Annotated in this window: 26 protein-coding genes and 1 pseudogene; 12 read left to right on the forward strand and 15 right to left on the reverse strand. The window is 60.0% G+C overall.

Going from position 1 to position 25,464, the window contains the following annotated elements; all coding sequences use genetic code 11:
* Nucleotides 1–17: 17 nt before the first annotated feature.
* Together GA566_RS32400 and GA566_RS32405 are read right to left on the reverse strand one after the other, a co-directional pair.
* The gene (locus GA566_RS32400) at nucleotides 18–1,403 is read right to left on the reverse strand and encodes a heavy metal sensor histidine kinase (protein WP_137928058.1); all 1,386 of its coding nucleotides are present in this window, start codon (nucleotides 1,401–1,403) and stop codon (nucleotides 18–20) included.
* The gene (locus GA566_RS32405; protein WP_137928059.1) at nucleotides 1,400–2,086 is read right to left on the reverse strand and encodes a heavy metal response regulator transcription factor; all 687 of its coding nucleotides are present in this window, start codon (nucleotides 2,084–2,086) and stop codon (nucleotides 1,400–1,402) included. The genes GA566_RS32400 and GA566_RS32405 overlap by 4 nt, the downstream gene beginning before the upstream one ends.
* A gap of 201 nt (nucleotides 2,087–2,287) precedes the next feature.
* On the opposite strand from GA566_RS32405, the gene GA566_RS32410 reads away from it, so the two are divergent.
* The 5 genes from GA566_RS32410 to GA566_RS32430 all read left to right on the forward strand — a co-directional run bounded on the left by GA566_RS32410 (nucleotide 2,288) and on the right by GA566_RS32430 (nucleotide 7,330).
* Nucleotides 2,288–4,150: a copper resistance system multicopper oxidase gene (locus tag GA566_RS32410; protein ID WP_160475184.1), complete on the forward strand. Its 1,863-nt coding sequence runs from the start codon at nucleotides 2,288–2,290 to the stop codon at nucleotides 4,148–4,150.
* A gap of 31 nt (nucleotides 4,151–4,181) precedes the next feature.
* Nucleotides 4,182–5,429: a copper resistance protein B gene (locus GA566_RS32415; RefSeq protein ID WP_137928060.1), complete on the forward strand. Its 1,248-nt coding sequence runs from the start codon at nucleotides 4,182–4,184 to the stop codon at nucleotides 5,427–5,429.
* 42 nt (nucleotides 5,430–5,471) lie between these two features.
* The gene (gene copC / locus GA566_RS32420; protein WP_137928061.1) at nucleotides 5,472–5,858 is read left to right on the forward strand and encodes a copper homeostasis periplasmic binding protein CopC; all 387 of its coding nucleotides are present in this window, start codon (nucleotides 5,472–5,474) and stop codon (nucleotides 5,856–5,858) included.
* Nucleotides 5,859–5,864: 6 nt separating this feature from the next.
* Nucleotides 5,865–6,782, forward strand: coding sequence for a copper homeostasis membrane protein CopD (copD, locus tag GA566_RS32425; RefSeq protein WP_137928062.1), 918 nt, complete (start codon nucleotides 5,865–5,867; stop codon nucleotides 6,780–6,782).
* A 71-nt stretch (nucleotides 6,783–6,853) separates the two neighbouring features.
* Nucleotides 6,854–7,330, forward strand: a complete 477-nt coding sequence (locus tag GA566_RS32430) for a plastocyanin/azurin family copper-binding protein (RefSeq protein ID WP_137928063.1) — start codon at nucleotides 6,854–6,856, stop codon at nucleotides 7,328–7,330.
* Between the two features lie 94 nt (nucleotides 7,331–7,424).
* Here the strand turns inward: GA566_RS32430 and GA566_RS32435 are convergent, their stop codons facing one another.
* Genes GA566_RS32435 through GA566_RS32450 form a run of 5 tightly spaced genes read right to left on the reverse strand, consistent with a single transcriptional unit; the run spans nucleotide 7,425 to nucleotide 11,138 of the window.
* Entirely contained in the window at nucleotides 7,425–7,949 is a 525-nt protein-coding gene (locus tag GA566_RS32435) for a cytochrome c (protein ID WP_137928064.1), read from the reverse strand.
* Nucleotides 7,950–7,993: 44 nt separating this feature from the next.
* The gene (locus GA566_RS32440; protein WP_137928065.1) at nucleotides 7,994–8,407 is read right to left on the reverse strand and encodes a DUF411 domain-containing protein; all 414 of its coding nucleotides are present in this window, start codon (nucleotides 8,405–8,407) and stop codon (nucleotides 7,994–7,996) included.
* A 48-nt stretch (nucleotides 8,408–8,455) separates the two neighbouring features.
* Nucleotides 8,456–10,732: a heavy metal translocating P-type ATPase gene (locus GA566_RS32445; protein WP_255459752.1), complete on the reverse strand. Its 2,277-nt coding sequence runs from the start codon at nucleotides 10,730–10,732 to the stop codon at nucleotides 8,456–8,458.
* Nucleotides 10,729–10,869: a hypothetical protein gene (locus tag GA566_RS33520; RefSeq protein ID WP_237381005.1), complete on the reverse strand. Its 141-nt coding sequence runs from the start codon at nucleotides 10,867–10,869 to the stop codon at nucleotides 10,729–10,731. The genes GA566_RS32445 and GA566_RS33520 overlap by 4 nt, the downstream gene beginning before the upstream one ends.
* Complete coding sequence (locus GA566_RS32450; RefSeq protein ID WP_137928172.1) at nucleotides 10,866–11,138, reverse strand: DUF2933 domain-containing protein; 273 nt, start codon at nucleotides 11,136–11,138, stop codon at nucleotides 10,866–10,868. Before GA566_RS32450 ends, GA566_RS33520 begins: the two co-directional genes overlap by 4 nt.
* 161 nt (nucleotides 11,139–11,299) lie before the next feature.
* Between GA566_RS32450 and GA566_RS32455 the strand changes: the two genes are divergently transcribed.
* Nucleotides 11,300–12,565, forward strand: a complete 1,266-nt coding sequence (locus GA566_RS32455) for a type II restriction endonuclease (RefSeq protein WP_137928171.1) — start codon at nucleotides 11,300–11,302, stop codon at nucleotides 12,563–12,565.
* Nucleotides 12,566–12,674: 109 nt separating this feature from the next.
* Here the strand turns inward: GA566_RS32455 and GA566_RS32460 are convergent, their stop codons facing one another.
* Nucleotides 12,675–12,911, reverse strand: coding sequence for a hypothetical protein (locus GA566_RS32460; protein ID WP_137928170.1), 237 nt, complete (start codon nucleotides 12,909–12,911; stop codon nucleotides 12,675–12,677).
* 122 nt (nucleotides 12,912–13,033) lie between these two features.
* Nucleotides 13,034–13,495 (reverse strand): CzcE family metal-binding protein, encoded by a 462-nt coding sequence (locus GA566_RS32465; protein ID WP_137928169.1) that lies wholly within the window; start codon nucleotides 13,493–13,495, stop codon nucleotides 13,034–13,036.
* A gap of 1,005 nt (nucleotides 13,496–14,500) precedes the next feature.
* Between GA566_RS32465 and GA566_RS32470 the strand changes: the two genes are divergently transcribed.
* Complete coding sequence (locus GA566_RS32470; RefSeq protein ID WP_137928168.1) at nucleotides 14,501–14,710, forward strand: hypothetical protein; 210 nt, start codon at nucleotides 14,501–14,503, stop codon at nucleotides 14,708–14,710.
* A gap of 355 nt (nucleotides 14,711–15,065) precedes the next feature.
* On the opposite strand, the gene GA566_RS32475 is transcribed toward GA566_RS32470, so the two are convergent.
* The 4 genes and pseudogenes from GA566_RS32475 to GA566_RS32490 form a co-directional block, all read right to left on the reverse strand.
* Nucleotides 15,066–15,800, reverse strand: a complete 735-nt coding sequence (locus tag GA566_RS32475) for a glycosyltransferase (protein ID WP_137928167.1) — start codon at nucleotides 15,798–15,800, stop codon at nucleotides 15,066–15,068.
* A 508-nt stretch (nucleotides 15,801–16,308) separates the two neighbouring features.
* Nucleotides 16,309–16,683: an NUDIX hydrolase gene (locus GA566_RS32480; protein WP_137928166.1), complete on the reverse strand. Its 375-nt coding sequence runs from the start codon at nucleotides 16,681–16,683 to the stop codon at nucleotides 16,309–16,311.
* A gap of 136 nt (nucleotides 16,684–16,819) precedes the next feature.
* Nucleotides 16,820–17,851: a GDP-L-fucose synthase gene (locus GA566_RS32485; protein ID WP_237381006.1), complete on the reverse strand. Its 1,032-nt coding sequence runs from the start codon at nucleotides 17,849–17,851 to the stop codon at nucleotides 16,820–16,822.
* 195 nt (nucleotides 17,852–18,046) lie between these two features.
* A pseudogene (locus GA566_RS32490) lies at nucleotides 18,047–19,459 on the reverse strand (phage integrase family protein); the annotation flags it as partial.
* A 297-nt stretch (nucleotides 19,460–19,756) separates the two neighbouring features.
* On the opposite strand from GA566_RS32490, the gene GA566_RS33810 reads away from it, so the two are divergent.
* A complete protein-coding gene (locus tag GA566_RS33810) occupies nucleotides 19,757–19,834 on the forward strand; it encodes a YHYH domain-containing protein (RefSeq protein WP_223819874.1) in 78 nt (25 codons plus the stop codon).
* A 145-nt stretch (nucleotides 19,835–19,979) separates the two neighbouring features.
* On the opposite strand, the gene GA566_RS32500 is transcribed toward GA566_RS33810, so the two are convergent.
* Nucleotides 19,980–20,543 carry a mechanosensitive ion channel family protein gene (locus GA566_RS32500; protein ID WP_012435773.1) on the reverse strand — a complete coding sequence of 188 codons (564 nt, stop codon included), beginning with the start codon at nucleotides 20,541–20,543 and terminating at the stop codon, nucleotides 19,980–19,982.
* 98 nt (nucleotides 20,544–20,641) lie between these two features.
* Nucleotides 20,642–20,968 (reverse strand): hypothetical protein, encoded by a 327-nt coding sequence (locus tag GA566_RS32505; RefSeq protein ID WP_049768032.1) that lies wholly within the window; start codon nucleotides 20,966–20,968, stop codon nucleotides 20,642–20,644.
* Between the two features lie 849 nt (nucleotides 20,969–21,817).
* On the opposite strand from GA566_RS32505, the gene GA566_RS32510 reads away from it, so the two are divergent.
* The 4 genes from GA566_RS32510 (at nucleotide 21,818) to GA566_RS32525 (ending at nucleotide 25,458) form a co-directional block, all read left to right on the forward strand.
* Entirely contained in the window at nucleotides 21,818–23,425 is a 1,608-nt protein-coding gene (locus tag GA566_RS32510; RefSeq protein WP_008650720.1) for a glycosyltransferase family 39 protein, read from the forward strand.
* Nucleotides 23,422–23,805 carry a GtrA family protein gene (locus GA566_RS32515; protein ID WP_008650722.1) on the forward strand — a complete coding sequence of 128 codons (384 nt, stop codon included), beginning with the start codon at nucleotides 23,422–23,424 and terminating at the stop codon, nucleotides 23,803–23,805. The genes GA566_RS32510 and GA566_RS32515 overlap by 4 nt, the downstream gene beginning before the upstream one ends.
* Nucleotides 23,802–24,923 (forward strand): glycosyltransferase family 2 protein, encoded by a 1,122-nt coding sequence (locus GA566_RS32520; protein WP_008650723.1) that lies wholly within the window; start codon nucleotides 23,802–23,804, stop codon nucleotides 24,921–24,923. Before GA566_RS32515 ends, GA566_RS32520 begins: the two co-directional genes overlap by 4 nt.
* Before the next feature lie 256 nt (nucleotides 24,924–25,179).
* Nucleotides 25,180–25,458 carry a zinc ribbon domain-containing protein gene (locus tag GA566_RS32525; RefSeq protein ID WP_223277440.1) on the forward strand — a complete coding sequence of 93 codons (279 nt, stop codon included), beginning with the start codon at nucleotides 25,180–25,182 and terminating at the stop codon, nucleotides 25,456–25,458.
* The last annotated feature ends 6 nt before the right edge of the window (nucleotides 25,459–25,464 follow it).

A 25,464-nucleotide genomic window follows, 5' to 3' on the forward strand; every position in this document is an offset into this window, starting at 1 on the left:
CGCGCGCTCGTGTGGGATCAGGTCAGTCCGATGCGACCATGCGGGAAAGTCATGGTGAAACGGGTTCTTCCGCCGGAAGACGACGCGGCAATATTTCCGCCATGCGCAACAACGATCGCCTTCGTGATCGACAGCCCCAGCCCGACACTGTCTGAATCCAGTCGCGCCCTTGACTTGTCGGCCCGATAAAACCGATCAAAGATATAAGGAAGCAGATCCGGCCGGATCTCCTCGCCTTCATTCTCCACCACAATCATGGCAGTTGTACCCTGCTCCCGCACAGAAACCATGATCTGACGGCCCTCCGCGGTGTAACGCAGCGCATTAGACAAGAGGTTGCTGAGCGCCCGACGCACCATCAGGCGATCTCCCGTGATTCGGGCATTGCCGTGAAGTTGCAGGTTGACGCCCTTGTCCTCGGCCAGCGCGTCGTAGAAGTCGAAGAGTGCCTGGACCTCGTCGGCAATGTCGATCGATTCCTCGTTGGGCAGCGTAATGCCGTGCTCCATTTTTGCCAGGTACAGCATATCCGAGACCATCCGTCCAAGACGCTGAAACTCCTCGGCGTTTGAGGTGAGCACGTCACGATACTTTGCAGCGTCACGCGGCTGGGCCAGAACGACATGTGTCTGCGTCATGAGGTTGGTAATCGGGGTGCGCAACTCGTGCGCCAGATCTGACGAAAACTCGGACAATCGTTGAAAGTCGTTCTGCAGACGCTCGAGCATCGCGTTCAATGTCGCCGCGAGATCCGCCATCTCAACCGGCACCGCAGCCACCGGCATGCGCGCATCTAACCTGTTCGCCGTCACATCTTTCGCGCGCGATGCCATCATGCGCAGTGGCGCAAGACCGCGGCGTGCGGCCCACCAGCCCAGCAAGCCGCTGGCGAAGGCGGCAAGCATTGTATAGAAAGCCAAGGACCGGCGGAAAGCATGCATGAAGTGTGCATGAATCTCAGTGTCCATTCCGACGACTATTTTCAAAGCGCCGGCGCCTAACATGGGAACTTCCGCGCGCATGCCGCGGTAGTACTTGGCTTCCTGCTGCCACACGAAGGTGCCTTCGTAGGTCAGCCCCTCGTTCGTAGCGCTCTCCGCCGGCCTGAAATCGAAATCCCGCGTGGCAAAAAGCATCTTGCCTTGAGCGGTCTGCACCCGCGCGACAAAGCCCGGATGGTGTTCCACCAGCTCCCGCAGGCGCGCAGGCAAACGATCCACAGGCGTTTCATGCGCGACGCGTTCAATCAGACGGATGTTGTCACCCAGCACCACAAAATCTTCATTGGCAAAATGCCTCTCCATCGCCAGCCAGATGAGCACTCCGAGTCCGAGCAGGACGACTGCAGAAGACAGCGAGAACAGGATGGTCAGCCGAACAGTCAGAGACAGACGGTGCCTCATAACGGATCCTCGGGCGCCTCGAGTACGTATCCCATGCCGCGCACGGTCTGGATCAGTTTTACCTCAAAGCCGTCATCGATTTTTGCCCGCAGGCGCCGGATCGCCACGTCGATCACGTTGCTGTCGCTGTCGAAGTTCATGTCCCACACCTGGGAGGCAATGAGGGATCGGGGCAGCACCTCCCCCCTTCGACGCGCAAACAACTCGAGCAAGGCGAATTCCTTGCTGGTCAGCGTGATGCGTCGGCCACCGCGAGAAGCCCGTCGCCGGCTCAGGTCCAGAATCAGATCGGCAACCTGAATCCGGTCCATTGCCAACTGCACCGCGCCTCGACGCAGCAGCGTCCTGACCCTGGCAAGCAGCTCTGAAAAAGCAAATGGCTTGACCAGATAATCGTCCGCCCCGAGTTCCAGGCCTCGCACGCGATCAGCAACACTGTCTCGCGCTGTCAGAAACAAGACAGGGACCGCGTTCCCTGACGCGCGGATGGCATGCAGGATATGCCATCCGTCGACGTCGGGCAGCATGACATCGAGGACGATGAGATCGTAGGTTTCGTTGACCGCGAGATGTTGACCATCGAGTCCATTGGCGATCAGGTCGACCACGAACCCCGCCTCGGTTAGGCCTTGCCGGAGATATTCTCCCGTCTTGATTTCATCTTCCACTACCAGCAGCTTCATTGCCCAGCCTCCTCCCAACCCGATCGACCGGGTTTTGTTAATACAAATGTTATCTTCGGCGTAGTCTACCCAGTACGCACCGAGGTGACCCCAACCTGTCCGGAATGTAATATTCAGGTAAGTCGTCGGTAGCCAGCATCTCGCTACTCTTTGATCTGCCGCAAAACCGACGCGGCCATTCAAGCGAAAAGGACTATTTTCATGCGACGTGATCGACCGTCTGGCATCTTGCTGCCCAACCTGCCGCGCCGCCGTTTCGTACAAGGTTTGGCCGCCGGCGGGGTAATGGCGGGGCTGAGTGCCTTGGGCGGAACTGCTTGGGCACAATCCTCGGGCCTCCCCGAAAGCACTTCATCCGGCACCGCCCCGGTATTGACTGGGACGGAGTTTGACCTTGTCATCGCCGAATCGGTTGTCAACTTTACCGGTACGCCCCGGCTAGCGACAACGATCAATGGGATGCTTCCCGGTCCGACGCTGCGCTGGCGGCAAGGCGACACGGTCACGATCCGCGTAACGAACCGCTTACGCGAGCATACCTCGATCCACTGGCACGGCATCATCCTGCCGTTCCAGATGGACGGCGTACCGGGAATCAGCTTTGCCGGTATCGCCCCCGGCGAGACATTTACCTACCAGTTCAAGGTCGAACAGACCGGCAGCTACTGGTATCACTCGCATTCCGGCTTCCAGGAAATGACCGGCGTGTATGGCGGCATCGTGATTGATCCGGCCGCCGGTGTGGACGGTGTCCGAGCCGACCGGGACTACACGATTCTGCTCTCGGACTGGACCGACGAAGATCCTATGCGGGTCCTGTCAAAACTGAAGGTTCAAGGCGACTACTACAACTACAACAAGCCGACCGTCTTCGATTTCTTCCGCGACGTTTCAAACGACGGTGTGAAGAGCGCTTTCGAAAAGCGCAAGATGTGGAACGAGATGCGGATGAATCCGACCGACCTCGCAGACCTTTCCAGTGCCACGCTGACCTATCTGACCAATGGCGTCACCCCCGCTGGCAATTGGACAGGCCTGTTCAAGCCCGGTGAGAAAGTGCGCCTACGATTCATCAACGGGTCCGGAAATACGTTTTATGACGTCCGTATTCCCGGCCTGAAGCTCAAGGTCATTCAAGTCGACGGCCAGAATCTGGAGCCCGTAAGCGTTGACGAGTTCCGCTTTGGTCCCGGCGAGACCTACGACGTGCTGGTGGAACCGCGAGACGACGCCTATACGATCTTCTCCCAATCCATGGATCGCACTGGCTACGCCCGCGGCACACTCGCGGTGCGAGCAGGACTCAGCGCCCAGGTGCCGGCCGTGGACAAGCCCGAGTGGCTCACCATGACCGACATGATGGGAAGCATGGGTGGCATGGGTGGCATGGGTGGCATGGGTGGCATGGACCACAGCAAGATGGACATGGGCGGCACGAGCCAAGGCGGCATGGCTGGCATGAACCATGGGGCCATGACCATGGACCATAGCCAGCACGCGATGGGTGGCATGGCCATGGATGCTTCGCTCAAGGTCCCCAGCACGAAGGCTCGGCACGCCAAGACCGAATATGGCGCGACCACGGACATGCACGTGGACATGGCCAGAACCAATCTCGACGACCCTGGCATCGGTCTGCGCAACAACGGCCGCCGAGTTCTCACGCTGGCCGATCAACATACCATTGGCGGCCCCCTCGACAGGCGCGGTCCCGCTCGGGAAGTCGAACTGCACCTGACCGGCAACATGGAACGCTACTCCTGGTCGATCGATGGTGTTGAGTACGGCAAATCGACACCTGTCCGCTTCAAGTACGGTGAACGACTGCGTGTGATTCTGCACAACGACACGATGATGACCCACCCGATGCACCTGCACGGCATGTGGAGCGAGCTCGAGTCACCTGACGGCTCGTTCCAGGCGCGTCGACATACCATCCCGGTCCAACCTGCGCAGCGGATCAGCTTCCTGGTAACCGCCGACGCACTGGGCCGCTGGGCATGGCACTGCCATCTCATGCTGCACATGGATGCCGGGATGTTCCGCGAAGTACTTGTGGCCTGATCCGACTCTCTTCAACCGACTACCAGATCCCATGTACAAGTACACACGAATTGCAGTCGCCGTCCTACTTACTGCGGGAATGAGCGCCGCGTGGGCACAGCACTCGCATTCGCCCAACAGTTCAAACAATGATGGTGCGCCGGCAAACGAAGCAACGCCGGATTCACGCCCCCAGAAGGCGACAGCCCCAACCGCGAAGAAGCAGGGCTCGACGCCGAGCGCAGGACAAGGTTCGATGCAGGGGATGGACCACAGCCAGATGCAGGGCATGGGCCAAGGCTCAATGCAGGGCATGGACCACAGCCAGATGCAGGGCATGGGCCAGGGTTCGATGCAGGGGATGGACCACAGCCAGATGCAGGGCATGGGCCAAGGCTCAATGCAGGGCATGGACCACAGCCAGATGCAGGGCATGGGCCAGGACTCGATGCAGGGCATGGACCACAGCCAGATACAAGGCATGGAGCAGGGCTCGATGCAAGGCATGGACCACAGCCAGATGCAGGGCATGGATCATGGCGCCATGCAGATGCAGGGTGGAAGCGCTCCGCCGGACGCCAGAGATCCAGATGCGTATTCCGACGGCGCAAAGCTCGGTGTCGGCCAATACGCGATCGGACCCAGCAGATCGCTGCATATGGCGGACGAACATATCTTCACGTCCGTTCTCGTTGATCGCCTTGAATGGACGAAAGGCAACGAAAGCAATGCGGCTTCCTATGAAGCGCAGGCGTGGATTGGGAATGCGTTCAACAAGTTCGTCATCAAGGCAGAAGGCGAGGTCGAAAAGGGCAAGGTTCCCGAAGCCCGCACCGAACTGTTGTGGGGACACGCCATTTCTACGTATTGGGACACCCAACTGGGTATCCGGAACGACGCCGGCTATGGGCGCCCAGCACGCAACTGGCTTGCGTTCGGTGTGCAAGGGTTGGCGCCTTACTGGTTCGAAGTCGAGGCGACCGGCTATGTCGGCACCGAGGGGCGAACCGCGCTGCGCCTCTCCGGTGAATATGATTTGCTGCTGACCCAGAGGCTGATCTTGCAGCCCAGGTTGGAAGCCAGCCTATACGGAAAGAACGACCCCGAAATCGGTATCGGCAGTGGCCTTTCCAGCGGCGCTGTCGGAGTGCGATTGCGCTATGAATTTAGCCGGCAGTTTGCGCCGTACATCGGTATCGAACGCTCGCAAAGCTTCGGCAATACCGCAAACATGGTCCGAGCCTCCGGTGGCCGCAGCGGCGAGACGCGCTTCGTCGCGGGTATTCGCATGTGGTTCTGACCGTCTTTTCTTTTCACACCCCACCAGTACTTGGAGTTCTTCATGCAAGCATCACGCCTCACTATTCGTGCGACCCTCACGGCTGCCGCATTGCTCGTCAGCTCCGTGGCCTTTGCGCACCCGAAGCTGCTCACGTCGACCCCCGCTGACAAGGCGGAAGTCGCCGCCCCCCAAAAGATCGAACTGAAGTTCTCAGAGAATCTTTCGACGCAGTTCTCCGGCGCAAATCTCCTGATGACCGGCATGCCGGGCATGGCTGACCACTCGCCGATGAAGATCGCAGCAAAGGTAGCCAGCGGCGACGATCCCAAGACCATGGTGGTCACGCCCGCGCAGCCGCTTAGCCCCGGCAACTATCGTGTGGAATGGCGCGCTGTATCGTCCGACACCCATCCGATCAACGGCAATATCACCTTCACCGTCAAGTAAGCTGCAATGGACTGGGCAACTGTCGCAGTGCGTTTCGCACTCTATCTAGATCTCGCAGCGCTGTTTGGCCTTCCGCTGTTCGCCTTGTATGCATTGCGCCAGGAGGAGCGGCGGTCATCGATCGGCGCCTCCTTTGCAACCCTTTGCAAGGTGGCCGCAACGCTCGGTATCGTCCTGTCGTTCGTGAACATCGCCGTTATGGCGAAGGGCATGACGGGCGCCGCTTCGTACACCGAACTTCAAGGCCACGTTTTCGAGATGATTGTGACCGGGACCGCGTTCGGTACGGCCTGGATGGTTCGTCTGGTTGCCCTGTTTCTGTGCCTGCTTGCCGCGCTTTTCCTGCGTAATCGGCCGCTGTCCCAGTTCAGCGCCATAACAGGCGGTGCCGCGTTCGCCCTGGCAACGTTGGCGTGGGGGGGGCACGGCGCGATGGACGACGGCGTAAAGGGCTATATCCACCTTGCATCAGACATCGCGCACCTGATCGCAGCCGGCGCATGGTTCGGTGCCCTGATCGCCTTCGTTGTGTTGTCCCGCACGGCCGCAACCCCCAACAAGGTGGCGCTACTGAGCCGGACGTCCAACGGGTTCGCCCAGGTCGGCACGATGGTGGTTGCCACCCTGGTGGTCACCGGCGTCGTCAACTACTGGATGATTATTGGGTTGCAACTGCCGGAACTGAGCCTGGCATCGTACGGTGGCCTGCTGCTATTCAAGCTAGCGCTCTTCGGCGTCATGCTGCTGCTCGCGGCTGCCAACCGTTTCCATCTCAGCCCGCAGCTTGAACATGCGGTTCGCACCGGGGATCACGTGGTCGCCGTACGCACGCTGCAACGCAGTTTGACGATCGAGACCGGCGCCGCGACGCTGATCCTGGTTCTGGTTGCGTCGCTCGGCATTCTTTCCCCCATGGCAATGTAAGACCTATCTAGTCCATGGGCTGAGTCGATCCGACTCAGCCCAGCCCTAACATCCCACCACCGAGGTTCGCCATGAAGACACTCGCGCTTTCCCTCATCGCCGTGGCCTTTGTACCGTTGCTGGCGACAGCCGCCCCGAGCAATGACAGCTCGGCCACTCGCAAACCGGCTGCATCGGTCACAGGACAACCTGGCGATAGTGCCAAGGCCACGCGCACGGTGGACGTCACGATGAACGACACCATGCGATTCTCGCCCGACGCGATCCCGGTGAAAGCGGGTGACACCATCCGGTTCCAGGTACGCAATGCCGGGATGGTCGAGCACGAAATGGTGATCGGCACGACGGCCGAACTGGAAGAGCATGCAAAAATGATGCGGGAGATGGCCGGCGAAAAGCACGCTGCCCCGAACAAGCTCACGCTCGCACCGGGCGCACAGGGAACTCTCGTCTGGCGGTTTGACAAGCCTGGTACCGTCGATTTCGCCTGCCTGGTGCCCGGCCACTTCGAAGCCGGTATGGTCGGCAAGGTCGTTGTGAGAAAATAGCGCGGCGCGCGACTAACCACTCCCGCCAAACAGACCGATGGCCTCCAACCTGTGACGACGACAGGCATGGAGGCCGTTCTTGTTGCTCGACAGACTAGCGACCGATGTACTCGTTGGTCGCCTCGCGCTGGGCGGCCTGCACCTTCTCTGGCCAGGTGCTTTTGATGTAGGCCAGTACTGCAACGATGTCCTCGTCTGACATCGACGACTTGAAGGCCGGCATGTCGCTGACATAATTGCTCGGTGCAGAGACGCCTGGTACCAATCCATTCTTCGTGAGCGAGAACAGTATCGCGTCTGCATGGTGCCAGGTATGGCCTGACGCGTCGTGTGGCGGGGCCGGCAGCCGCCCACTCGGAAGCCGATCGCGCCAGTTAGGCTGCCCTTCCAGTTTGGCACCGTGGCACGCGGCACATGCCTGCGCATATAGCTGCCTGCCTCGCTCCACCCGCTGTGAATCCGATGCGTCGATGCGCAATTCGCGCCCACTCCCTGCCCGATCGAGGATTGGCGGTGTCTCCAGATAGCGTTTGGTCTGCAGCGCGATGACCGTCGCGGCGACGGTACCTAACCCCAGGAGGCAGATGATCCTCCAGCGCGGCTTGTTGGATTCTTCCATGCCAGCATTGTCTGGTGGCATGGGCGCCGCCAGCTCTGATTCCGTTAGTCTTGGGAGAAGGGCTTACCCTGGAAATCCACCGTGACCAGGCCGCCGTTCAGCTTGCCCATGCCCGGTGAATTGGTCGGCATGCCGGGCACTGCAACGCCCTTGACTGCGCGATTGGCCACCAGTTTCTGGATAGCGGCGGCCGGCACGTGCCCCTCGATAACCTGACCGCTATTTTCGAGCACGGCGGTGTGGCAGGAACTGAATGAGGCAGGCACGCCAAGTCGCGTCTTTACCGAGGTCACATCCGTCGAGTTGATCACCTTGGTGGGGAAGCCGGCCTGATTGACGTGCTTCACCCACTCTTCGCAACAACCGCAGTTGGGATCCTTATAGACCATCATGGCAGGCGCCGCGGCATACGACACGGTACTTCCTGCCAGGATGGCAGCGGCAAACAGGTATTTCATTAGAATTTTCCTTGTACTGAACTTACTTGAAACAACGCCCGGCTCGCGTCAGACACTCGTCCGCCTGAGCCTCAGCGCGTTGGAAATCACCGATGCGGAACTCAGGCTCATCGCGAGTGCCGCAATCATGGGGGACAGCAACAACCCAGTAAACGGGTACAGGACGCCAGCGGCCAAGGGCACGCCAAGCGCGTTATAGACAAAGGCAAATGCCAGGTTTTGCTTCATGTTGCGGATCGTCGCTTCCGAGAGGTTTCGGGCTCGGGCGATGCCGCGCAAATCGCCCTTGACCAGGGTAACCTGGGCACTGTTCATTGCCACATCGGTCCCGGTGCCCATGGCGATGCCCACATCGGCCTTGGCCAGTGCAGGTGCGTCGTTGATCCCGTCACCCGCCATGGCTACCACGTCGCCAGCGTCCTGCAGTTGCGTCACCAACGCAAGCTTGTCGGCGGGCTTCACTTCCCCGCGGAACTCGTCGATGTTCAGATTGGTGGCCACCGCCTTCGCTGTGGCGAGGCCATCGCCGGTGGCCATGATCACGCGGATACCCTCGTCCCGCAGACTCTGCAACGCTTCCGGCGTCGAGTGCTTGATGGGGTCCGATACGGCAAGTAGCCCAGCCAGCGTGCCGTCAATGGACAAATACATGACGCTGGCTCCTTGCACGCGCAGGTCGTCGGCTTGCGCACGCAGCGGCTCGACCTGGACACGCTCCTCCTCCATGAGCGCCGTGTTGCCAATGGCGAGCCTTTTCCCGGCCACGATTCCTCGAACGCCAATCCCCGTGCTCGATTCAAAATTCTCAGCCTTCTCCAGGGACAGTCCCGCATCCAGCGCGGCGCTAACCAGTGCGGCAGCCAGCGGATGCTCGCTCCCCTGGTCAAGGCTTGCGGCAAGCCACAGCACCTCTTCCTCGGCATAGCCATTGACGCCAACAGATCGCGCGAAGGCGGGCCTGCCCTCGGTCAATGTACCGGTCTTGTCGACGATCAGTGCGGTAACCTTGCGCAGGTTCTCGATCGCCGCCGCGTCGCGAAACAGCACGCCGTTTGCAGCTCCCTTACCGCTTGCGACCATGATCGACATTGGCGTGGCCAATCCGAGCGCACACGGGCAAGCGATAATCAGCACGGCAACGGCGTTGATCAGGCCAAACACCCAACTCGGTTCGGGACCGAAGAGCCCCCATGCGAGAAACGTGGTCACCGCCACACCGATGACTGCGAGCACGAATACCCCGGCGACCCGATCGGCCATGCGCTGCATCGGCGCCTTCGACCGCTGCGCCTGGGCAACCATCTGGACGATCTGCGACAACATGGTCTGCGCACCGACCTTCTCCGACCGAATGATCAGGCTGCCCGAAGTGTTGATCGTCGCGCCAATGACATGGTCACCCGCGCGTTTGGAAACCGGCATGGGCTCGCCCGTAATCATCGATTCGTCAATCGAGCTGCTACCCTCCGTAACGACACCGTCCGCCGGCACTTTTTCGCCGGGCCGGACCCGCAACAGGTCTCCCACGTGAACGTGGGTCAGGGCCACATCTTCCTCTTGTCCGTCGGGGCCAATGCGCCGGGCAGTTTTTGGTGCCAGGCCGAGCAGCGATTTGATTGCGGCGGAGGTCTGCGAGCGCGCCTTCAACTCAAGAAGCTGCCCGAGCAGGGTGAGCGAGATGATGACCGCGGCGGCTTCAAAATACACGCCGATACGCCCATGCGCGGCGAACGCGGGCGGGAAAACGCCCGGCGCAACCGTCGCCACCACGCTATAAATATAGGCAGCACCGGTTCCCAGCCCAATCAGGGTCCACATGTTCGGACTACGATTGATGAACGATTGCAGGCAGCGTTCGAAGAATGGCCAACCCGCCCACAGGACGACCGGCGTCGCCAGAACAAACTCCACCCAGCTTTGCGTGTCGGGTGACATCAAGCCCAGCCGAGATCCGAACATCGCAAGTACAAAGACGATTGCGGTCAGCGGAAGCGTCCACCAGAAGCGGCGTCGAAAATCCGTCAGCTCAGGATTTTCGCCGTCCTCGATATCCGGCAACAGCGGCTCCAGGGCCATCCCGCACTTCGGGCAGTTCCCGGGATGATCCCGACGAATCTCCGGGTGCATCGGGCACGTATAGATGGTCCCTTCCGGTTCGGCAACCAGTGGCGCAGCATCAGAGGTCGTCACCCCCGCATACTTCGCCGGCCCCTGCAGAAACTTCTGATGGCAGGAGTTACTGCAAAAGTAATACTGCTTGCCATCGTGTTCGTCGCGGAATTTGGATTCCGTCGATACCGCCATCCCGCAAACCGGATCTTTCAAGTCGGTCTCGGGCGCGCGCTTGCCATCGCATGGCGAACCATGCCCGGCATGCGAATGGCCATGATGCGCGTCATGATCGCCGGGCGACGCTGCGCCGTGCGCAGCGTGATCGTGTGGCTGGAGCGGACTACGTTCATTCATTGTGCGACTCCTGTGTTCCGACGCGCTCTTCGTTTGCCTCGTTACCTCTCGCCGAGGACGAATTCCGCTGGCGCCCGGCGTGATGGAAATGCATCAACGGGCACAGCAACACTAGCCCAAAAGGCAACTTCGACGCAAGCCGCTTCCAGCCCGAGTTAGCGAAAGCGAGCACGACGATCAACACGGCCCCCAGTGCAAGCCACCCAATCGCCCGCCGGTTAAGCCCGGTCTTCGAACCAGCATCCGGTACTACGTGGGAATCCATGACGTCACCTTTCAGATAATTTTCCAAGCCACGACCCGACAACGCTTACCCGATACACCATAATCCTTCCCGCCGTGGGAAGGTCAAGTTCGCTTGAGACCGTTTTGGCGCACAGTATTCCGCGCCCGCGGTGATACACTGCCCGGCAAAAAAGTGACGCCATGACAGACACCACCCGAACTCTCATTGAACGCTGGAAATCCGATCCGAACGGCACCTATCAAACCTGGTTCCTCTGGCCTGAACGCCTCAAGAATTTCAGATCCATCCGGCGCGGGATCGGCGCCGTCGTCGAGGAAATTCACGCAGGCACCTTTGGCAATGCGTACCGAGGATCGTCTCTGGAGACCGTTGTCGCTTCGATTGCCGAACAGCGACAGATCTTCAAGGGTGCCGATCACGCGTTTCTTTGGAAGCCAAAACTGCGCATTCCCGATATTTACGAGAACGCCGACAACCAGCGGGCGTTCGCAAGGTTGCTTCACACGTGCAATTGTTGTGATACCGAGGCAGAGATGCTCACCGCCATCCAGCGACTGAGCGGCGTGGGAATCAAAGGCCTCGGTCCCGCCGTCGCCAACCTGCTCTATTTCATCCACCCCACCCTGCTGCCACCGTTCAATACTGCGATCGTGAACGGCTACAACGCCCTGACCGGTGCGGCGGTCAAGCTGGGCAAGTGGGATCACTACCTTGCAATGCGCGACGGCATCCTGGCGCTCAATCATCGCTATCGTGAGGTCCTTTCCAATGATCTGGGTGCGCTGGCCGGCCTGCTATTTGACGTCGGCACAGGGCGTTATCCCGCTCCGCCACGCAACGATCTGCCCGGCGAGGTCAGCGCGTGGGAAGACGATCTGGCCAAGGTCAGGGAACAGGCGTCTGCACTCGCCAAGCAGATCCAGGCAGGCAAACTTGAAGATGCCACACATACCGAAGTCCAAGGCTGGCTAAGAGATCTCGGCAAGTCGCTCGGCTACGCGGTTTGGATCGCGACCAACGACCGGGGGCGCGAATACAATGGCGAGCCCCTCAGTCTTGGGTGTTTGTCCGCCTTACCGGCGACGCTGCTCGTCTCGGGCGGTGAGACGGTCCCGCTGATCGACGCGGTCTGGCTGGATCCCGCAACCCTTGAGGTGGCCGCCGCGTTCGAGGTCGAGCATTCGACATCGATCTACTCCGGCATCGTGCGGCTGCTGGATCTTGCCCTGGGCACCAGTCAATCCGCCACCAAACATCTATTCCTCGTGGCGCCAGATAACCGAGAAGCGGAAGTCCGTGCGCAACTCAGCCGGCCGGCATTCAACCGTGTCGCGGAACTCAATATGCGATACGTCCCATACTCCAGCCTTCGCGAGCATCGGGAGAACATCGCGCGCTTTGGCACGGGCATCAAGCCGATCGAGGCGATCGCCAAATCCTTGTAGTTCGCGCTTCACGGCCGGCGGGGCCCCAAAATGCACAACGCCCATGGAGGACACCGAGCCTTACTCGGTGCGCCATGGGCGCGTGCCGTCTCAGCCAGGACCTTGACGATCAAGCGCCGTCAGAGAACGTATCGCGGGTTCCGACGGAATGTCCGCCGTCGGTGAACGGGTCACGCGTGCCCATCGAATGCGCACCATCCGTGAACGGATCGCGCACCCCCATCGAGTGGCCGCCATCCGTATAGGGATCGCGCAGGGAAGTTACCCCGGCGTTCGCGACCCCTGCCGCTCCACCAAGCGTGGCGACTGCCAGCACCAGAAGGACACTCTTTTTCAGCGTTTTCATCGTAATCTCCAAGGAGTAGGGGTTCAGCGAACCGTTCATATACAGCTTACGTGACGGTTGCCGACCCACGCCTGACCGAAACATGACAAAACAGACAGGTGCGCGGCTAGCGCCGTGCCTGGTCAGTGGCCGGTGTACAGTTCGCTCCGCTCGATGTACACCCAGACACCCTGGCTGTTAGGCAATTCCGGGAAGAGTACGTTGAGGGCAATGGCCTTGGTGCGGGCCAACTGCCCGAACGCGAAAGTGATCTCGCTCGCCCCACTCTTGAAGGTTACGGTCTCGCCCGAATCGACATTCACATACTTCAGGCCCGGCGCAACGTCGACGACACGCGAGGTGCTTCCCGCCGGCGCCTCGCTGCCGAACAGCGAAGCCTGCGGGCCGGGCTTGATAGCGGACAACGAAGAGAGGCCCGCTCCGGCGCCATGATCATGATGTGCAGCCGCTTGCATCTGGGCTTGCTGCGACCAGCCGGCTGCGCTGGTGGATTCGAGCTTGTCAGCGCTCCATGCAGCGGAGGCTGCGAGAAGTGCGGCGACGCCGAGCATGAGCGACGCGATCGAGGGCTTTTGAGATGTCATGATTTTCTCCTTATGAGTTTCGGGCCTAACCCTTGCCAACGATGTTAGCCATCCAGCCCAGGCGAACACCTTACCCACCCGTTACAACTCGGAAAGCCCCACGAATAGCGCAACCGAGATCGTCAGCCTTGCGTTAGCCATGCCAGACGCTCACGCTAAAGCATCGCGTCACGATGCATCGTGACCTGTCCCGACGGGCTAGTGGCACCGATGTAATGCCCATCTCAGACCGAAGGACGAGAACCTATTTCTTGCTGTTTACATGCTTATGGCTTGCCCCACCCCATATTCCCCGTCACCCCCCTACGCCCTCATCCAGTGGCTGCGGTCCCTACCCTCTGCCGTTATCACGGCTCCAGGACGCCGTCTCGCCGATGGCTTCATACATGCCAGGCCTCCTCGGAAGCACGGGAGACCCTGAAGTCGATGTGCTGTCAAACTGGCTGCGTAGCAGCAACGAAGAACTGTCTGTCGTCGCATGGTCCAAGGTCGTCGCGCTGCGAGGCCATCTGCAGTGTTTGCTGGCGCAGCGGGGCAAAGACGAGTGGTGGGCGCACAGACGCGAAGGCCTGCAGCGAGCTCTGGATGAATTCTCGATCGGTAGCAAAGATGGGCAATCCTGCCCGATTGCCGGCGGGGCTCCGGTTCCACCTCGCGCCGCTAGCCGCTGAGAGAAGAATCTGGGCGGATGCCATTCGCCAGTGGTACAACCTATGTGCGACACAGTTGTCCGACTCCGCTCTCGCGCAATGGGTAAGCGCTGAAGATCGCCGCCGATTTGCGGTTCCTCGCAACGAGGCCTAATTCACCCCAAAAACGTTCTGCAGTTGTAATGGGAGGGTCATCTGTAGGTTCGGTTGGCCGGACTAGACTGGCATTGTCGAATTGGTAGGGCGTATCGCGCCCCCCGACCGTTGTGCTCATAGCGTTCCGGCACACGCGCAGACGATCCTTGTCCAAAGGGGGACCGGATCGTATTGAATAGAACTCAACAGGAGGCAACTCATGAAACGTACCACTGCGGCCCTGTTCGCTCTCACGATCTCGATCGTCGGTATCGGCAGCGCCATTGCAGAAACCGCGCGCAATACTGAGCGTGGACAGATTCATCGACCGAGGGATCCGTACACGGACGGCGCTAAAGCCGCCGACTTCGATGTGTACGGCGGTGGCGCAAAGATTGAGCATCGCGTGGGTGAAGACATCGCGAAATAGCCCAGCCAAGAATGCAGTGGAAACGCCAGCCTCGCGGATTTGACTTGTACGAACACAGGACACGATATCGGCCCACTCCTCCAATGGCCCTCATCTTCGCATCGCCGGGTTCGATATCCATGAGATCTGCCGTTCCCCCGGTGGAACATAGCGGTTGCTCCGATCTAGGCAACCACTTTTTTTGGCGAGACGCCTCCAGACGATTGGGGACTGGCACGGTATCGACCTATCGACAGTTAACGCTACGAACGCCGGGCTACAAGCTATGATCGGCACCAAAGCCCGCATCTCTGGCGGAACGCTGGAAGCTCAGCCCCAAATGACTCACCATCCTTTGGTGATCCATGCCCACGCGTCACTTTTTTCTTGCCAATTTTGCGCGAGCGGCCATGGAAATCGAGACGGCCACGGCGTATATCACACCATTCAATCCAAGGCGATTGTAGATGATTCTAAACTTCTCCAATCGCTTCTCCCTGGGAAACGATGCACTGATTCCACTTGGCTCTATGCATGAAAACGCCATCGGAACATAGCGGAACGCTCCGGCCGCATATCGCTTGTAATATTGAATAACGAAATCCAGGTCCGAATAGATCCTGTATCTTTCCTCGTAGCGCAGATCGCAAACACGAAATGCCATCGCTTGATGGCATGCGTGAATAACGCCGGCGCGAAGCCTCAGTAACGGTGCGGCAGGCTCCAGACCATTCCGGCCAAGATTGTCACCATAGATCAACCAGGGCTCCGCCGAGGATTCGTTCTTGCTCCGCATCATCTCAGAGAGTACGCCTGGCGAAGCGAAGCAATCCCCCGAATTCATGAATACCGCCCACTCTCCTCTCGCAACGTTTAACCCTTTGTTCATTGCGGCGTACACTCCGCCATCCGGCTCACTAAAAAAATGGTCGACTTCTGATCGCCGTAGCTTTGCCAGCTCAACGGATCCATCCGTAGAGGCGCCGTCGACAATAATGAACTCAACACGGAAATTGTCACGAACCTGCGCGGACACGCTATCGATTGTCCTTGACAGCCCGACGCAATTGTTGAGATTGACGGTTATAACAGATACTAAGGTCATCGCCATCCCACTAGCCTAAGGTGCGAAAGCACAGTGCCATGTACCACCCCGCGTGCTCGTCGTCCGGCATTCTTTTTGTCCCGCAAAAATTGACCGGCCGTACAAATCCATCATCGCCCAACTCTTGCCACGACTCTATTCACCGATTAACAAAAGCCACTGCACCGATCAGGATAGAGGATCGAAGGTGACGAATACCTGTCCAACTGGTTACCGGCTGGCGCCATCGCAGCAACCTGTCGGATGAGCGCCCTTGTTCATGGCGGCATTCATGCGCCATGCGTGGCTCCGTATCATCCTGGAGAAAAGCTCCCGTCATGCAGGTTGCAATCAACGCCTCCCGTCGGCCTCGAATATTGTCCCGGCTCCTACCCCGCCGTTTGGGCGGGATGGCGGGTTTCAACGCATGCACACGGCGTGGTGAATCGCGTCGCAGCAGGAGGATTGATTTGTGAAAGCGCCGCGATCCTGCGCTTCGTGCAGGGACTCTCGCGTCGACGCGCACACCTTGCCTCTACCGATTGCGTACGATGCAGAATCCTTCAATGATGTGGCGCGTCGTCGGGCTAACGACAATCTCGTCCAGCTCGGATGGGGCGAACCACTGGCAGCGCTGGATCTCCTTGCCCGGCATGGCGGCGTCGGTCTTGCTGATATTCGCAACGAAAACGTGGTGCACCGTTGTCGCAACAATCACTTGAAATAGGAACTCACGCCCTTTTGCGATCAGCGTCGTCTCTTCATAAAGCACCCGTGCTGCGGCACTGGCAAGAACTTCAGCTTTGCCCGGACGCCCACCAGGCAAAGCCCATCTGCTGTCATCCTTGGTAACGAGTAGTATGCGGCCCCCGCGTGTACAAACGACTGTGGCCCTTACTTTCGTCTTCATTGATCCCTTGGGCTGAAGTCAGCGATGGGCCTGAGGTTGCACCCAAGGCAAATGCTTTCGTAACGCCAGGTTCGCTGGCATCGGCGCGCAGACCAGAACACCCCGCTCGAGAACGGACGGACTTCCGCGTCTTGCGTCAGCCGACTGCGGCGGTTCGTCTTACTGGACATGGTTGTTCGTGCCGACTGTCTGCCCATTCCCGTGAAAGCTCAGACGCTTCCCTTGCAATGGCATCCTGGTACGCAAGCGGTAATCCGGATTCCAGCGTTACCAGCGGTTGCCAGCCCGAAGCGCTGATGACACTGCAGTCCAGGCGCTTGCGCGGCGTGCCGTCAGGACGCGCGCTGTCGAACACGATGCTGCCCTGATAGCCCACCACTTGCGCCACCAGCAGCGCCAACTGGCGGAGCGAGACTTCCTCTCCAGTACCGACGTTCAGGAAACCGGCCTTGCCTGCGTGTGTCCAGTAGGCCTGGCGGGACAGGCCCATCACGTGCAAGCAAGCGTGCGCCAGGTCGTCGGTATACAGGAACTCGCGCATCGGCGTACCCGATCCCCATACCGTCACCTCGGGTGCATCCGCAATCTTCGCTTCGTGAAAGCGTCGGATCAGCGCGGGGATCACGTGGCTGTTCTCGGGATGGTAGTTATCGCCGAGCCCATAGAGATTGGTCGGCATCACGCAGCGAAAGTCCGCATCGTACTGACGGTTGTAGGTCTTGCACAGCGTCATGCCCGCGATCTTGGCAATGGCGTAAGGCGCATCGGTGGGCTCCAGTTCGCCGCACAGCAGTGCGGATTCCTTGATCGGTTGCGGCGCGAACTTCGGATAGATGCAACTTGACCCGAGAAACAGTAGCCGTTCGACGCCGTTGCGCCAGGCCTCGTGTATCACGTTAGCGGCAATCATCAGATTCTGCTGGATGAACTCGGCTGGGTAGGTGTCATTGGCGTGGATACCGCCCACACGCGCTGCCGCCAGATAGACTTGCGAGATCCCTTCGGTGGCGAAGAAGTAGCTGACTTCCTGCTGGTCGGTGAGATCGACCTCGGCATGCGTGCGGACGACCAGTTCCACGTCATCGCGCTTGGCCAGCGCACGCGCAATCGCTGAGCCGACCATGCCGCGATGGCCGGCCACGAACACTCGTTGGATAGGTTTGTTCATGATTGTCATTGGGAGAGGTCTGCCATCTTGACCAGCGTCTCGTGGTGCGCAGACAGGAAGTGTGCTTCGATCATTTCATTCACGAATTCGCCGACGTGAAGCGTCATGTTCACTGCTTGCCCGTGGCATGACTTTATGGGGTCGCTTCAGAAAACGGAAAATATTGCACGCTAAGCCAGTCGGCACGGACGTCGGCTACCGAGCGGCAAAGGCCTGACCTATTTGGTGTGCCCGCTTGACTTCGTCGCTTTGCAAGTAAATCGAGGTGGTGGCCACCGACGCGTGGCGTAGGTTATCGCGCACGGTGGTCAGTTCCGCGCCGCGAGCGAGGGCGTGTGTAGCGTGGGTATGCCGCGTCCAGTGGGGACTGGCTCGGCGCAGCTTTTCGGCGAGTGTCGGGTGGTCGCCGGCGATGATGTCCGCGGCCTGGCCAAAGAAGCGCCGCATTACCATCCACAGCCGGGTGCCGGTGATGTTAGTGACGCTGTCCTGCTCCAGGCTGGCGATCAAGGGTGTCCTGGGGTCCCAACGGGCTGGTGTCACCGGCAGTCCGCGCTGTACAAGATGCTGATCGAGTGCGGTTCGCGCAAGTGGCGGTAGCGCCACCTTTCCCGGGCGCCCACCTTTGCCGACCAGGTGCAGCCAGCGGTCGTTGCGCTCGTCAGTGCGGATATCGCCCAGCGTCGCGCCAACCAGTTCGCTGGCCCGCAGGCCGGTCGCGTAGGCAAAATCGAGAATGAAGCGCAAGCGCTGCGCTGCGGGCACGTCCCACCCGTACGACCATTCCAGGCCATCGGCAATGGTGCGCACCAGCAGCCATTCGCCCTCAGTAAAGCCACGTGTGGTATCGAGTGGCGCGACCCGCGTGCGGCCGCGGACTTTGATGCCGGCAAACGGGTTGGCCAATACATAGCGCTGCTCGATCAGCCATCGGAACATGGCGCCCAGCACCGTGAGGGCGTAGGCCGTCGAACGTGCCGATAGCCCCCGTGCGAAGGGGCGCCAGTCGGGCGCGCTGCGTGCCCGCGGTGGCCCGATCCAGCGCTCACGCGGAGTTGGTCGCCGCAGGAACCCGCGGTAGGCGATGGCGTCCTCGGTCGTAAGCGACGACAGCGCCCGACCGCGCTCGATAATCGCCCACAGGATCAGGCGTTCCGCCTCCTTGCGATAGGCGCGCTGCGTGGTCTGGGTTTCGTGCAGGGCGAGCCAGGCCTGCACGGCTTCGTAGTCGTTCGATGCGTCGAGCGTGCAGGCCTGTCGCGGTGCCCGGAAGCTGCCTCGCGAGCCGTCCACCTCGTCGGGCAGTTTCAGCCGCTCCCACGGGACCACCTCGCCTGGCGGCGCGCCGACGATCAGGGCACGCGCACGCTCCGTCAACCGCGGATGGGCGTGGAAGAAGGCCTCGATGTGCCGCGCGCTCGCTTGCCCCAGCCCCGGGATCGCGCCCCACCAGCGGCGCCGGCGCGGCACGCGCACGGTCAGGTCCGCCAGTGTGGAAATGCCGTGGGCTCGCAATGCGCGCACGGCCCGCGGTGCCAGCCACAGTTCAATGTCGTCGGTGACCTGTGGCTGCGGCGCAGGCAGAGCACGCAGAACCCTGATGGCCTGGCCATCGGCGAGGCCATCGGGATTGCGGGGACGCTATGCGTCGATTCACCTACAAACTTGGGCGCCAGCGGCCGTCAGCATTTTCGTTAAGTTGCTGAGGTGCGTTGGCCGTAGCGAGCGCAGACAGTTGTGACACAGCCGCAACAGCCCTACCGCGGCGGGGAGGGCTGGCAATCGCAGTGATGATAGTGTGGAACTTGCGGCAGACTGAGACCGCTAACCAACACTCCAGGGAGACCTTTCTTGAAACGGATCACCATCATTCTCACGGCCGTTCTGGCCTGTGCGTCGGGCGGCGTGTGGGCGCATAGTGGTGGGACTGACAGCCAAGGCTGCCATATGGACCACAAGACCGGCATTCGTCACTGCCACTGAAGTCAAGCAGTATTGCGGCGTCCGCCGACATCGCGGACGCCAGCGGCTTAAGGTCTTGAGTAGTTTGCTCGGCCTCAAAAAAGCGAAGCGGGGCTTCCCTTCTTGCGCCGGTCTCCGTCCTTGCCTGACCGCGCCACCCTTGCGGTTACTTCCACCTTCGTAGCACACGTTGAAACACCAGACTGTTCGGCAGCTGCAGCACCACCTCTTGTCCTTCGACTGTTGTTTCCAGTAAGGTGGTATAGACGAGATTTACGTCGAGCACACGGCCCTTAATTCCCGGCTTTTCCCCGTTCTCAAGAAGCTCCACAACATCCCCAATGCGGAACGCACCGGTGACGTATATCAGGAGCGCGCAGAACAGGTTCGAGAGTACACTCCACGCGGCGAAAAACGCGACCGCCCCGACAGTGGCAAATCCCGTGAATGCGGTCCACAGGACGGTTCCAGACACGCCCATTCGCTCCAGAGCCCAGAGCGTGGCAGCTACGTACACGATGGTCGCGACCACACGCAAAGACAGCGCCGCAACTTTTCCTGGCAGAGAATATGTATTGGTCAGCTTTCTAAGCAACCGCCGCGCGATGCGCACTGCTAACCATGCGCCAGCCGCAATCAGCACGACCTCGATAGCGGGAACAAGAATGTCGAACCAATCTGCCAGCCACTGCGGCAAGCTTTCGTGTATAGCTTGAAGAAGTTTGTTCATCGAAATAGAGATACAGCCACAGCACCGTACTGTGGCACAGATACCAATAATCGGATTTTTACCGTTCCGGTCTTTGCTTGAAGGTCAAGCGCGACAACTTACATGCCGGCGTCGTGCCTACACTCACCGGTTTTTGATCGAGGTGCAGGCTCGATCGGCTCAACCAACAGATCACCGAAAAAGTAGGCGGCAAATTGATGGCGATTGCTGAGGTTCGCCTTGGCGAATACGCCCGCGGCAATTGTCCGCACCGTCACATCATGCCACGCTAGCGAGTGAGCGCACTCTTCAAGGGTCAACCCTTTTATGAGAAGCATCGCCACTTCCGTTTCCGATGGCGTATATTTCCAGCGCTCGAACTGCAGCAGCATCGACTGCAACAACTGCCGCGTCGCCTGAATTGCCACCTCGTTTCGTTCCGCCATCACCTGCCCTCGTACCTTGGCTGCGCCAGGTAGCGCCTCAGAAACAGGTCGGTTTGGGCTGACACGACGACACCGTTTTCGAATCACGAACCAAAGGATCGCGAGGCCGCCCACTACCTACGCGACTGCGTCGGCGACGACATGAGCGTCCGGTGTTCGCGTTGCAAGGTGGTAGAAATCCCACGCCTGATAGGTCGAGATTGCCATCAGAAGTGCCGTCAGTCTCGACCGCATAGCAGCGAAGTCCTTGCGACTTTTTGGGGTTGACAACGAACACCCCGGATCTAAGCGCAGCGCGAAAGACAAGCACCTTCGAAAGAGGCTGCGCCTAAGAACATCTGATGGAAAGCGACTTCCTAGGCTTGAGCACTAAGGGTGATGAGGCCCGCTGACAACTGCGGGGCGTCAAGTTTACTATGCAGAACATTGCGGCGACATTGCCGAATGGTTACGCACCAACGCATCGAACCCGACGCCCGTTCTCCGAAGCACTTGGGTTACCATGAGCTAACGCTGACGCTTCGTCAGGCAACTTCTTCTGCCGCAAAGCACTCGACGGCGGACTGCGCCGTCATCATCTCGTAATCCCCCCGACAGGTGAGCGCCCTAGAATCCCGCTGTTCGCTCTCTGCTGGCCAAGTCGCCATCCTTCGGACTCCCGCGTGAATCGCATCCTCGGCTCGTGGGGCGTCAAGCGGCGCCGCGTGAACTGCTCCATGATCCAACATCACGACGGCGACGAACCACATCCGGCATCTATGTCGTTGCGCCCTGAGAGCATTTGACCAAGCGCGGTAGCAGTGGCCACCGCACACCTGGACGGGCAGTCTCTTGAAGCGACAGATTTTCATGGCTTTGACCATCGCACTCACGGTGGTCCTCTGGATGTCCACGCTATCCGTGCGTCCCCTCTATGAACCCGACGAGGGTCGTTACGCCGAGGTTCCGCGCGAGATGTTCGTCTCCGGCGATTGGGTCACGCCGCGGTTGAACGGCATCAAGTTCTTCGACAAGCCGCCCCTGCAGTATTGGGCGACCGCCAGCGCCTATACGCTCTTCGGGCCGTCCGAGTGGACAGCAAGGATCTGGAGTGCGCTTGTGGGACTGCTGGGCGCACTCGCCGCATGGTGGGCGGCGCGATCGCTCTATGACACGCGCATAGGCCTCGCCTCAGCGCTGGTGCTCATCGGCGCTCCCCTCTGGATTCTCGGCTCGAATCTGACAACAACAGACATTGGTGTCGGCGCACTGCTCGGCAGTGCCGCTCTCGTTTTCGCCGTGGCCTACCAGAATCGGGAACCTCGCTTATACCCCCTGATCTGGTTGTTGGTCGGTCTGGCATTTCTTGCCAAAGGCCTGATTGCCCTGGTACTGCCAGGAATCACGCTGCTGCTATACGGGGCGGTCACTCGACAATTTTCCGCATTTTTTAGCGCGAGATTCTGGCGCTGGAGCCTGCTTGCGGTGGCCATCACCATGCCTTGGTTTGTCGTGGTGTCCCAGCGCAACCCCGAATTTCTGAATTACTTCTTCATCCACGAACACTTCGCGAGATTCTCGTCCTCGGTTCACGAGCGGGACAAGCCATTCTGGTTCTTCCTGGCCGTTGGTGCGGCAGGCGTCCTGCCGTTCATGGGCTTGATTCCCCGTGCTATCGCACTCCGCTCTCGCAGCGCACAGGCAACGCCTGGCTTCGACGCACGACTGTTTCTGTCGCTGTGGGTAGTCGTTGTCATTGCCTTCTTTTCGATTTCGCGCTCGAAGCTGCCGCTCTATATCCTGCCCGCCTTACCACCGGTGGCCGTCTTGCTCGCGTACAGATCCATGACTGCAGCCCGCCCCACACTGGCGGCAAGCTTTCTTGCCATGCCTGTGCTCGGCGTTGCCATCGCCGTGCTGCTATGGCATCCGACAATGTCGAATGCGGTACTGAAGCTCAATATCAGCAATCCGGCCTCATTGCATACCTGGGGCGCCATCACGATGGGCATTCTGGTCATCGGTGGCTTCCTGGCCTTTGGGATCGCCCTGCGCGGCCACAGGCTCTGCGCGGTTGCCGTCGCTTCGCTGGCGACGCTGGCCAGCCTTCAGGCTGGCTTGATGGCGTCTCGGGCGTTTGGGTCCCTCTCCATCAAACCACTTGGCTTGGAAGCCAAGGCGGCGTCCCGCGACAACACACAACTGTTCAACGTGGGCCAGATTGACCGAGGTCTGGCGTTTTACGCCGAACGAGAACCGATCATTGTCGGGGCCAGATCCGAGCTGGATCTCGGCTTCTCGGTCGAGCCCGACAAGTGGATTGCTAATGAAGAAGCTTTTGCGCAGCGATGGCTGACCCCTGGTCACAAGCTCGCGGTCATGCGGCACGAGACGTTTCATCGACTGAGACCGCTGCTCGGCGGCAACACAACTGTGATCGGACGACATGGCGTCAACGTTCTGGTGCAAAAACCATGAACATCCCATCACGATTTGTACGGTTTCTGGGCGCGGGGGCGACGGCAACCGCTACACACTACGCAACACTGATCACGCTGGTCGGTTTCGGGGTTGCAGCGCTACCGGCGTCTGCCGCCGGCAGTGTTGCAGGCCTTCTGACGCACTACTGCATCAGCAGCCGATGGGTGTTCACACCAGTCCGACCACAACGCGCCACTTTCGGACGGTTCATTCTCGTTTCCGCGCTGGCGTTCTTTCTTAACTCACTTCTGATGTGGGCTGGACTAGCATTGGGGCTTCACTACCTGGTTGCTCAAATCCTCTCGACAATTTTCGTCATGTTGGTCAACTACGTACTCCATGCAAATTGGACGTTCATGAATGGAGCGATGCGATGAATGCCGCCAGCCTGCTGCCAGAGAAGATCTCGGTCGTCGTACCGCTCTTCAATGAAGAAGCTGTCCTGCCACAGTTTCACTTTCGGCTTCTCCGCGTGATGGATGGATTGGCATCGGACTACGAGATTATCTACGTGGACGATGGCAGCCGCGATCGATCACTGGCGGTTGCACACAATCTCAAGGCGGCCGAAGCGCGCGTCGGCATTGTCGAGCTGAGTCGCAACTTCGGCAAGGAAGCCGCGCTAACGGCGGGCCTCGACGTGGCAAGCGGCGACGCCGTTGTGATCATCGACGCCGATCTGCAGGATCCGCCCGAACTGATTCCGTCGTTGATCGAGAAATGGCGCGAGGGGTTCGACGTGGTGTACGCCACGCGCACTTCCCGGGATGGCGAATCGTTCCTCAAGAAGTTCACCGCGCACTGGTTTTACCGCCTGATGGGCAAGCTCAGCGATACGGAGATTCCGGCCGACACCGGCGACTTCCGCGTCATGAGCCGTCGTGCCGTTGCCGCACTCGGACAACTCCGGGAGCAGCACCGCTTCATGAAGGGGCTGTATGCCTGGATAGGATTCCGGCAGACGGCCGTCTTGTATCGGCGTGACGCGCGGGCATCCGGGACGACCAAGTTCAACTACCGCAAGCTGTTGCGTTTTGCCGTGGATGGCATCACTGCCTTTTCCACCGTGCCGCTCAAGTTTGCAACCTCGATCGGCCTGCTTGTTGCCGTTCCCGCCTTTGGCATGGCCGCCTTCATCGTTGGCAAGACGCTGCTCTACGGCGACCCCGTACACGGCTACCCATCCATGATGACCGCCCTGCTTCTGCTGGGCGGCCTGCAACTGGTTTTCCTAGGCGTGCTCGGGGAATATGTTGGGCGTCTGTTCAATGAAGTCAAGCGGCGGCCGGTGTATCTGGTGGCAAGCTATACGGCGCCGATCGGCCCCGGCACCCCCACCGCTGAGCCGGGGCAGGTGGCCGCAGCGACACGGGGTGGCACCCCGCCTGCAGCAATCTTTCACGCACCCGGATGCCCGGAAGGCAAAGCTCCTGGCCTCCCCGAGGCTCCTCAGCGGGATGCCATCCTCACGGAAACCCTTGCGCCAAGCCGATAGACAGCCCGCCTTCCATGCGCTCTCACGACATGGCCAGCAACTATCGGGATCATGACGTTTTCGAAAGAAAGAGCCTCGTATTCAACTTATTCCGTTCTTCGCATCCACCGACCATTGACCCTGTAGTCACTACAGACTATTTACTACAGGCATTGGCTGACGCGTAGCAGCGCAAGTCGTCGCAGCACCCGACACCACGGGGCCGCAGCGACGATCCATCCACTTAGGAGGAATGATGGGTTTCTTGGAAAGGCTCATGGGCCGTCACAGCGGCGGTCATCACGGCGGCGGAAGTGAGCACGGTCGTCGAGGAGGTCATCATGATGGTGGCGGCAGCTACGGCTATGGGAATCCTTTGCCACCACAAAGCCCCGCCGGCGTCCACTGCCCCAACTGCGGCACGGTGAGCGCCCAGGGCGCGCGCTTCTGCCAGCAATGCGGCAGTTCACTGGCTCCGGCGCCGTGCAGTCGATGCGGCACCTTACTCCCACGCGACGCAAAGTTCTGTGGAAGTTGCGGCAATGCCGCCAAATGAGTCGGC

The sequence above is a fragment of the Cupriavidus sp. SW-Y-13 genome (assembly GCF_009793345.1).
In the GTDB taxonomy this organism is placed as follows: Bacteria; Pseudomonadota; Gammaproteobacteria; order Burkholderiales; family Burkholderiaceae; genus Cupriavidus.

What these genes read in the sequence shown, in the direction of transcription:
- GA566_RS32400 (WP_137928058.1), bottom strand. Translation starts at nt 1,403, where the DNA reads ATGAGGCACCGTCTGTCTCTGACTGTTCGGCTGACCATCCTGTTCTCG.
- GA566_RS32405 (WP_137928059.1), bottom strand. Translation starts at nt 2,086, where the DNA reads ATGAAGCTGCTGGTAGTGGAAGATGAAATCAAGACGGGAGAATATCTC.
- GA566_RS32410 (WP_160475184.1), top strand. Translation starts at nt 2,288, where the DNA reads ATGCGACGTGATCGACCGTCTGGCATCTTGCTGCCCAACCTGCCGCGC.
- GA566_RS32415 (WP_137928060.1), top strand. Translation starts at nt 4,182, where the DNA reads ATGTACAAGTACACACGAATTGCAGTCGCCGTCCTACTTACTGCGGGA.
- copC (WP_137928061.1), top strand. Translation starts at nt 5,472, where the DNA reads ATGCAAGCATCACGCCTCACTATTCGTGCGACCCTCACGGCTGCCGCA.
- copD (WP_137928062.1), top strand. Translation starts at nt 5,865, where the DNA reads ATGGACTGGGCAACTGTCGCAGTGCGTTTCGCACTCTATCTAGATCTC.
- GA566_RS32430 (WP_137928063.1), top strand. Translation starts at nt 6,854, where the DNA reads ATGAAGACACTCGCGCTTTCCCTCATCGCCGTGGCCTTTGTACCGTTG.
- GA566_RS32435 (WP_137928064.1), bottom strand. Translation starts at nt 7,949, where the DNA reads ATGGAAGAATCCAACAAGCCGCGCTGGAGGATCATCTGCCTCCTGGGG.
- GA566_RS32440 (WP_137928065.1), bottom strand. Translation starts at nt 8,407, where the DNA reads ATGAAATACCTGTTTGCCGCTGCCATCCTGGCAGGAAGTACCGTGTCG.
- GA566_RS33520 (WP_237381005.1), bottom strand. Translation starts at nt 10,869, where the DNA reads ATGAACGTAGTCCGCTCCAGCCACACGATCACGCTGCGCACGGCGCAG.
- GA566_RS32450 (WP_137928172.1), bottom strand. Translation starts at nt 11,138, where the DNA reads ATGGATTCCCACGTAGTACCGGATGCTGGTTCGAAGACCGGGCTTAAC.
- GA566_RS32455 (WP_137928171.1), top strand. Translation starts at nt 11,300, where the DNA reads ATGACAGACACCACCCGAACTCTCATTGAACGCTGGAAATCCGATCCG.
- GA566_RS32460 (WP_137928170.1), bottom strand. Translation starts at nt 12,911, where the DNA reads ATGAAAACGCTGAAAAAGAGTGTCCTTCTGGTGCTGGCAGTCGCCACG.
- GA566_RS32465 (WP_137928169.1), bottom strand. Translation starts at nt 13,495, where the DNA reads ATGACATCTCAAAAGCCCTCGATCGCGTCGCTCATGCTCGGCGTCGCC.
- GA566_RS32470 (WP_137928168.1), top strand. Translation starts at nt 14,501, where the DNA reads ATGAAACGTACCACTGCGGCCCTGTTCGCTCTCACGATCTCGATCGTC.
- GA566_RS32475 (WP_137928167.1), bottom strand. Translation starts at nt 15,800, where the DNA reads ATGGCGATGACCTTAGTATCTGTTATAACCGTCAATCTCAACAATTGC.
- GA566_RS32480 (WP_137928166.1), bottom strand. Translation starts at nt 16,683, where the DNA reads ATGAAGACGAAAGTAAGGGCCACAGTCGTTTGTACACGCGGGGGCCGC.
- GA566_RS32485 (WP_237381006.1), bottom strand. Translation starts at nt 17,851, where the DNA reads ATGAACAAACCTATCCAACGAGTGTTCGTGGCCGGCCATCGCGGCATG.
- GA566_RS32500 (WP_012435773.1), bottom strand. Translation starts at nt 20,543, where the DNA reads ATGAACAAACTTCTTCAAGCTATACACGAAAGCTTGCCGCAGTGGCTG.
- GA566_RS32505 (WP_049768032.1), bottom strand. Translation starts at nt 20,968, where the DNA reads ATGGCGGAACGAAACGAGGTGGCAATTCAGGCGACGCGGCAGTTGTTG.
- GA566_RS32510 (WP_008650720.1), top strand. Translation starts at nt 21,818, where the DNA reads ATGGCTTTGACCATCGCACTCACGGTGGTCCTCTGGATGTCCACGCTA.
- GA566_RS32515 (WP_008650722.1), top strand. Translation starts at nt 23,422, where the DNA reads ATGAACATCCCATCACGATTTGTACGGTTTCTGGGCGCGGGGGCGACG.
- GA566_RS32520 (WP_008650723.1), top strand. Translation starts at nt 23,802, where the DNA reads ATGAATGCCGCCAGCCTGCTGCCAGAGAAGATCTCGGTCGTCGTACCG.
- GA566_RS32525 (WP_223277440.1), top strand. Translation starts at nt 25,180, where the DNA reads ATGGGCCGTCACAGCGGCGGTCATCACGGCGGCGGAAGTGAGCACGGT.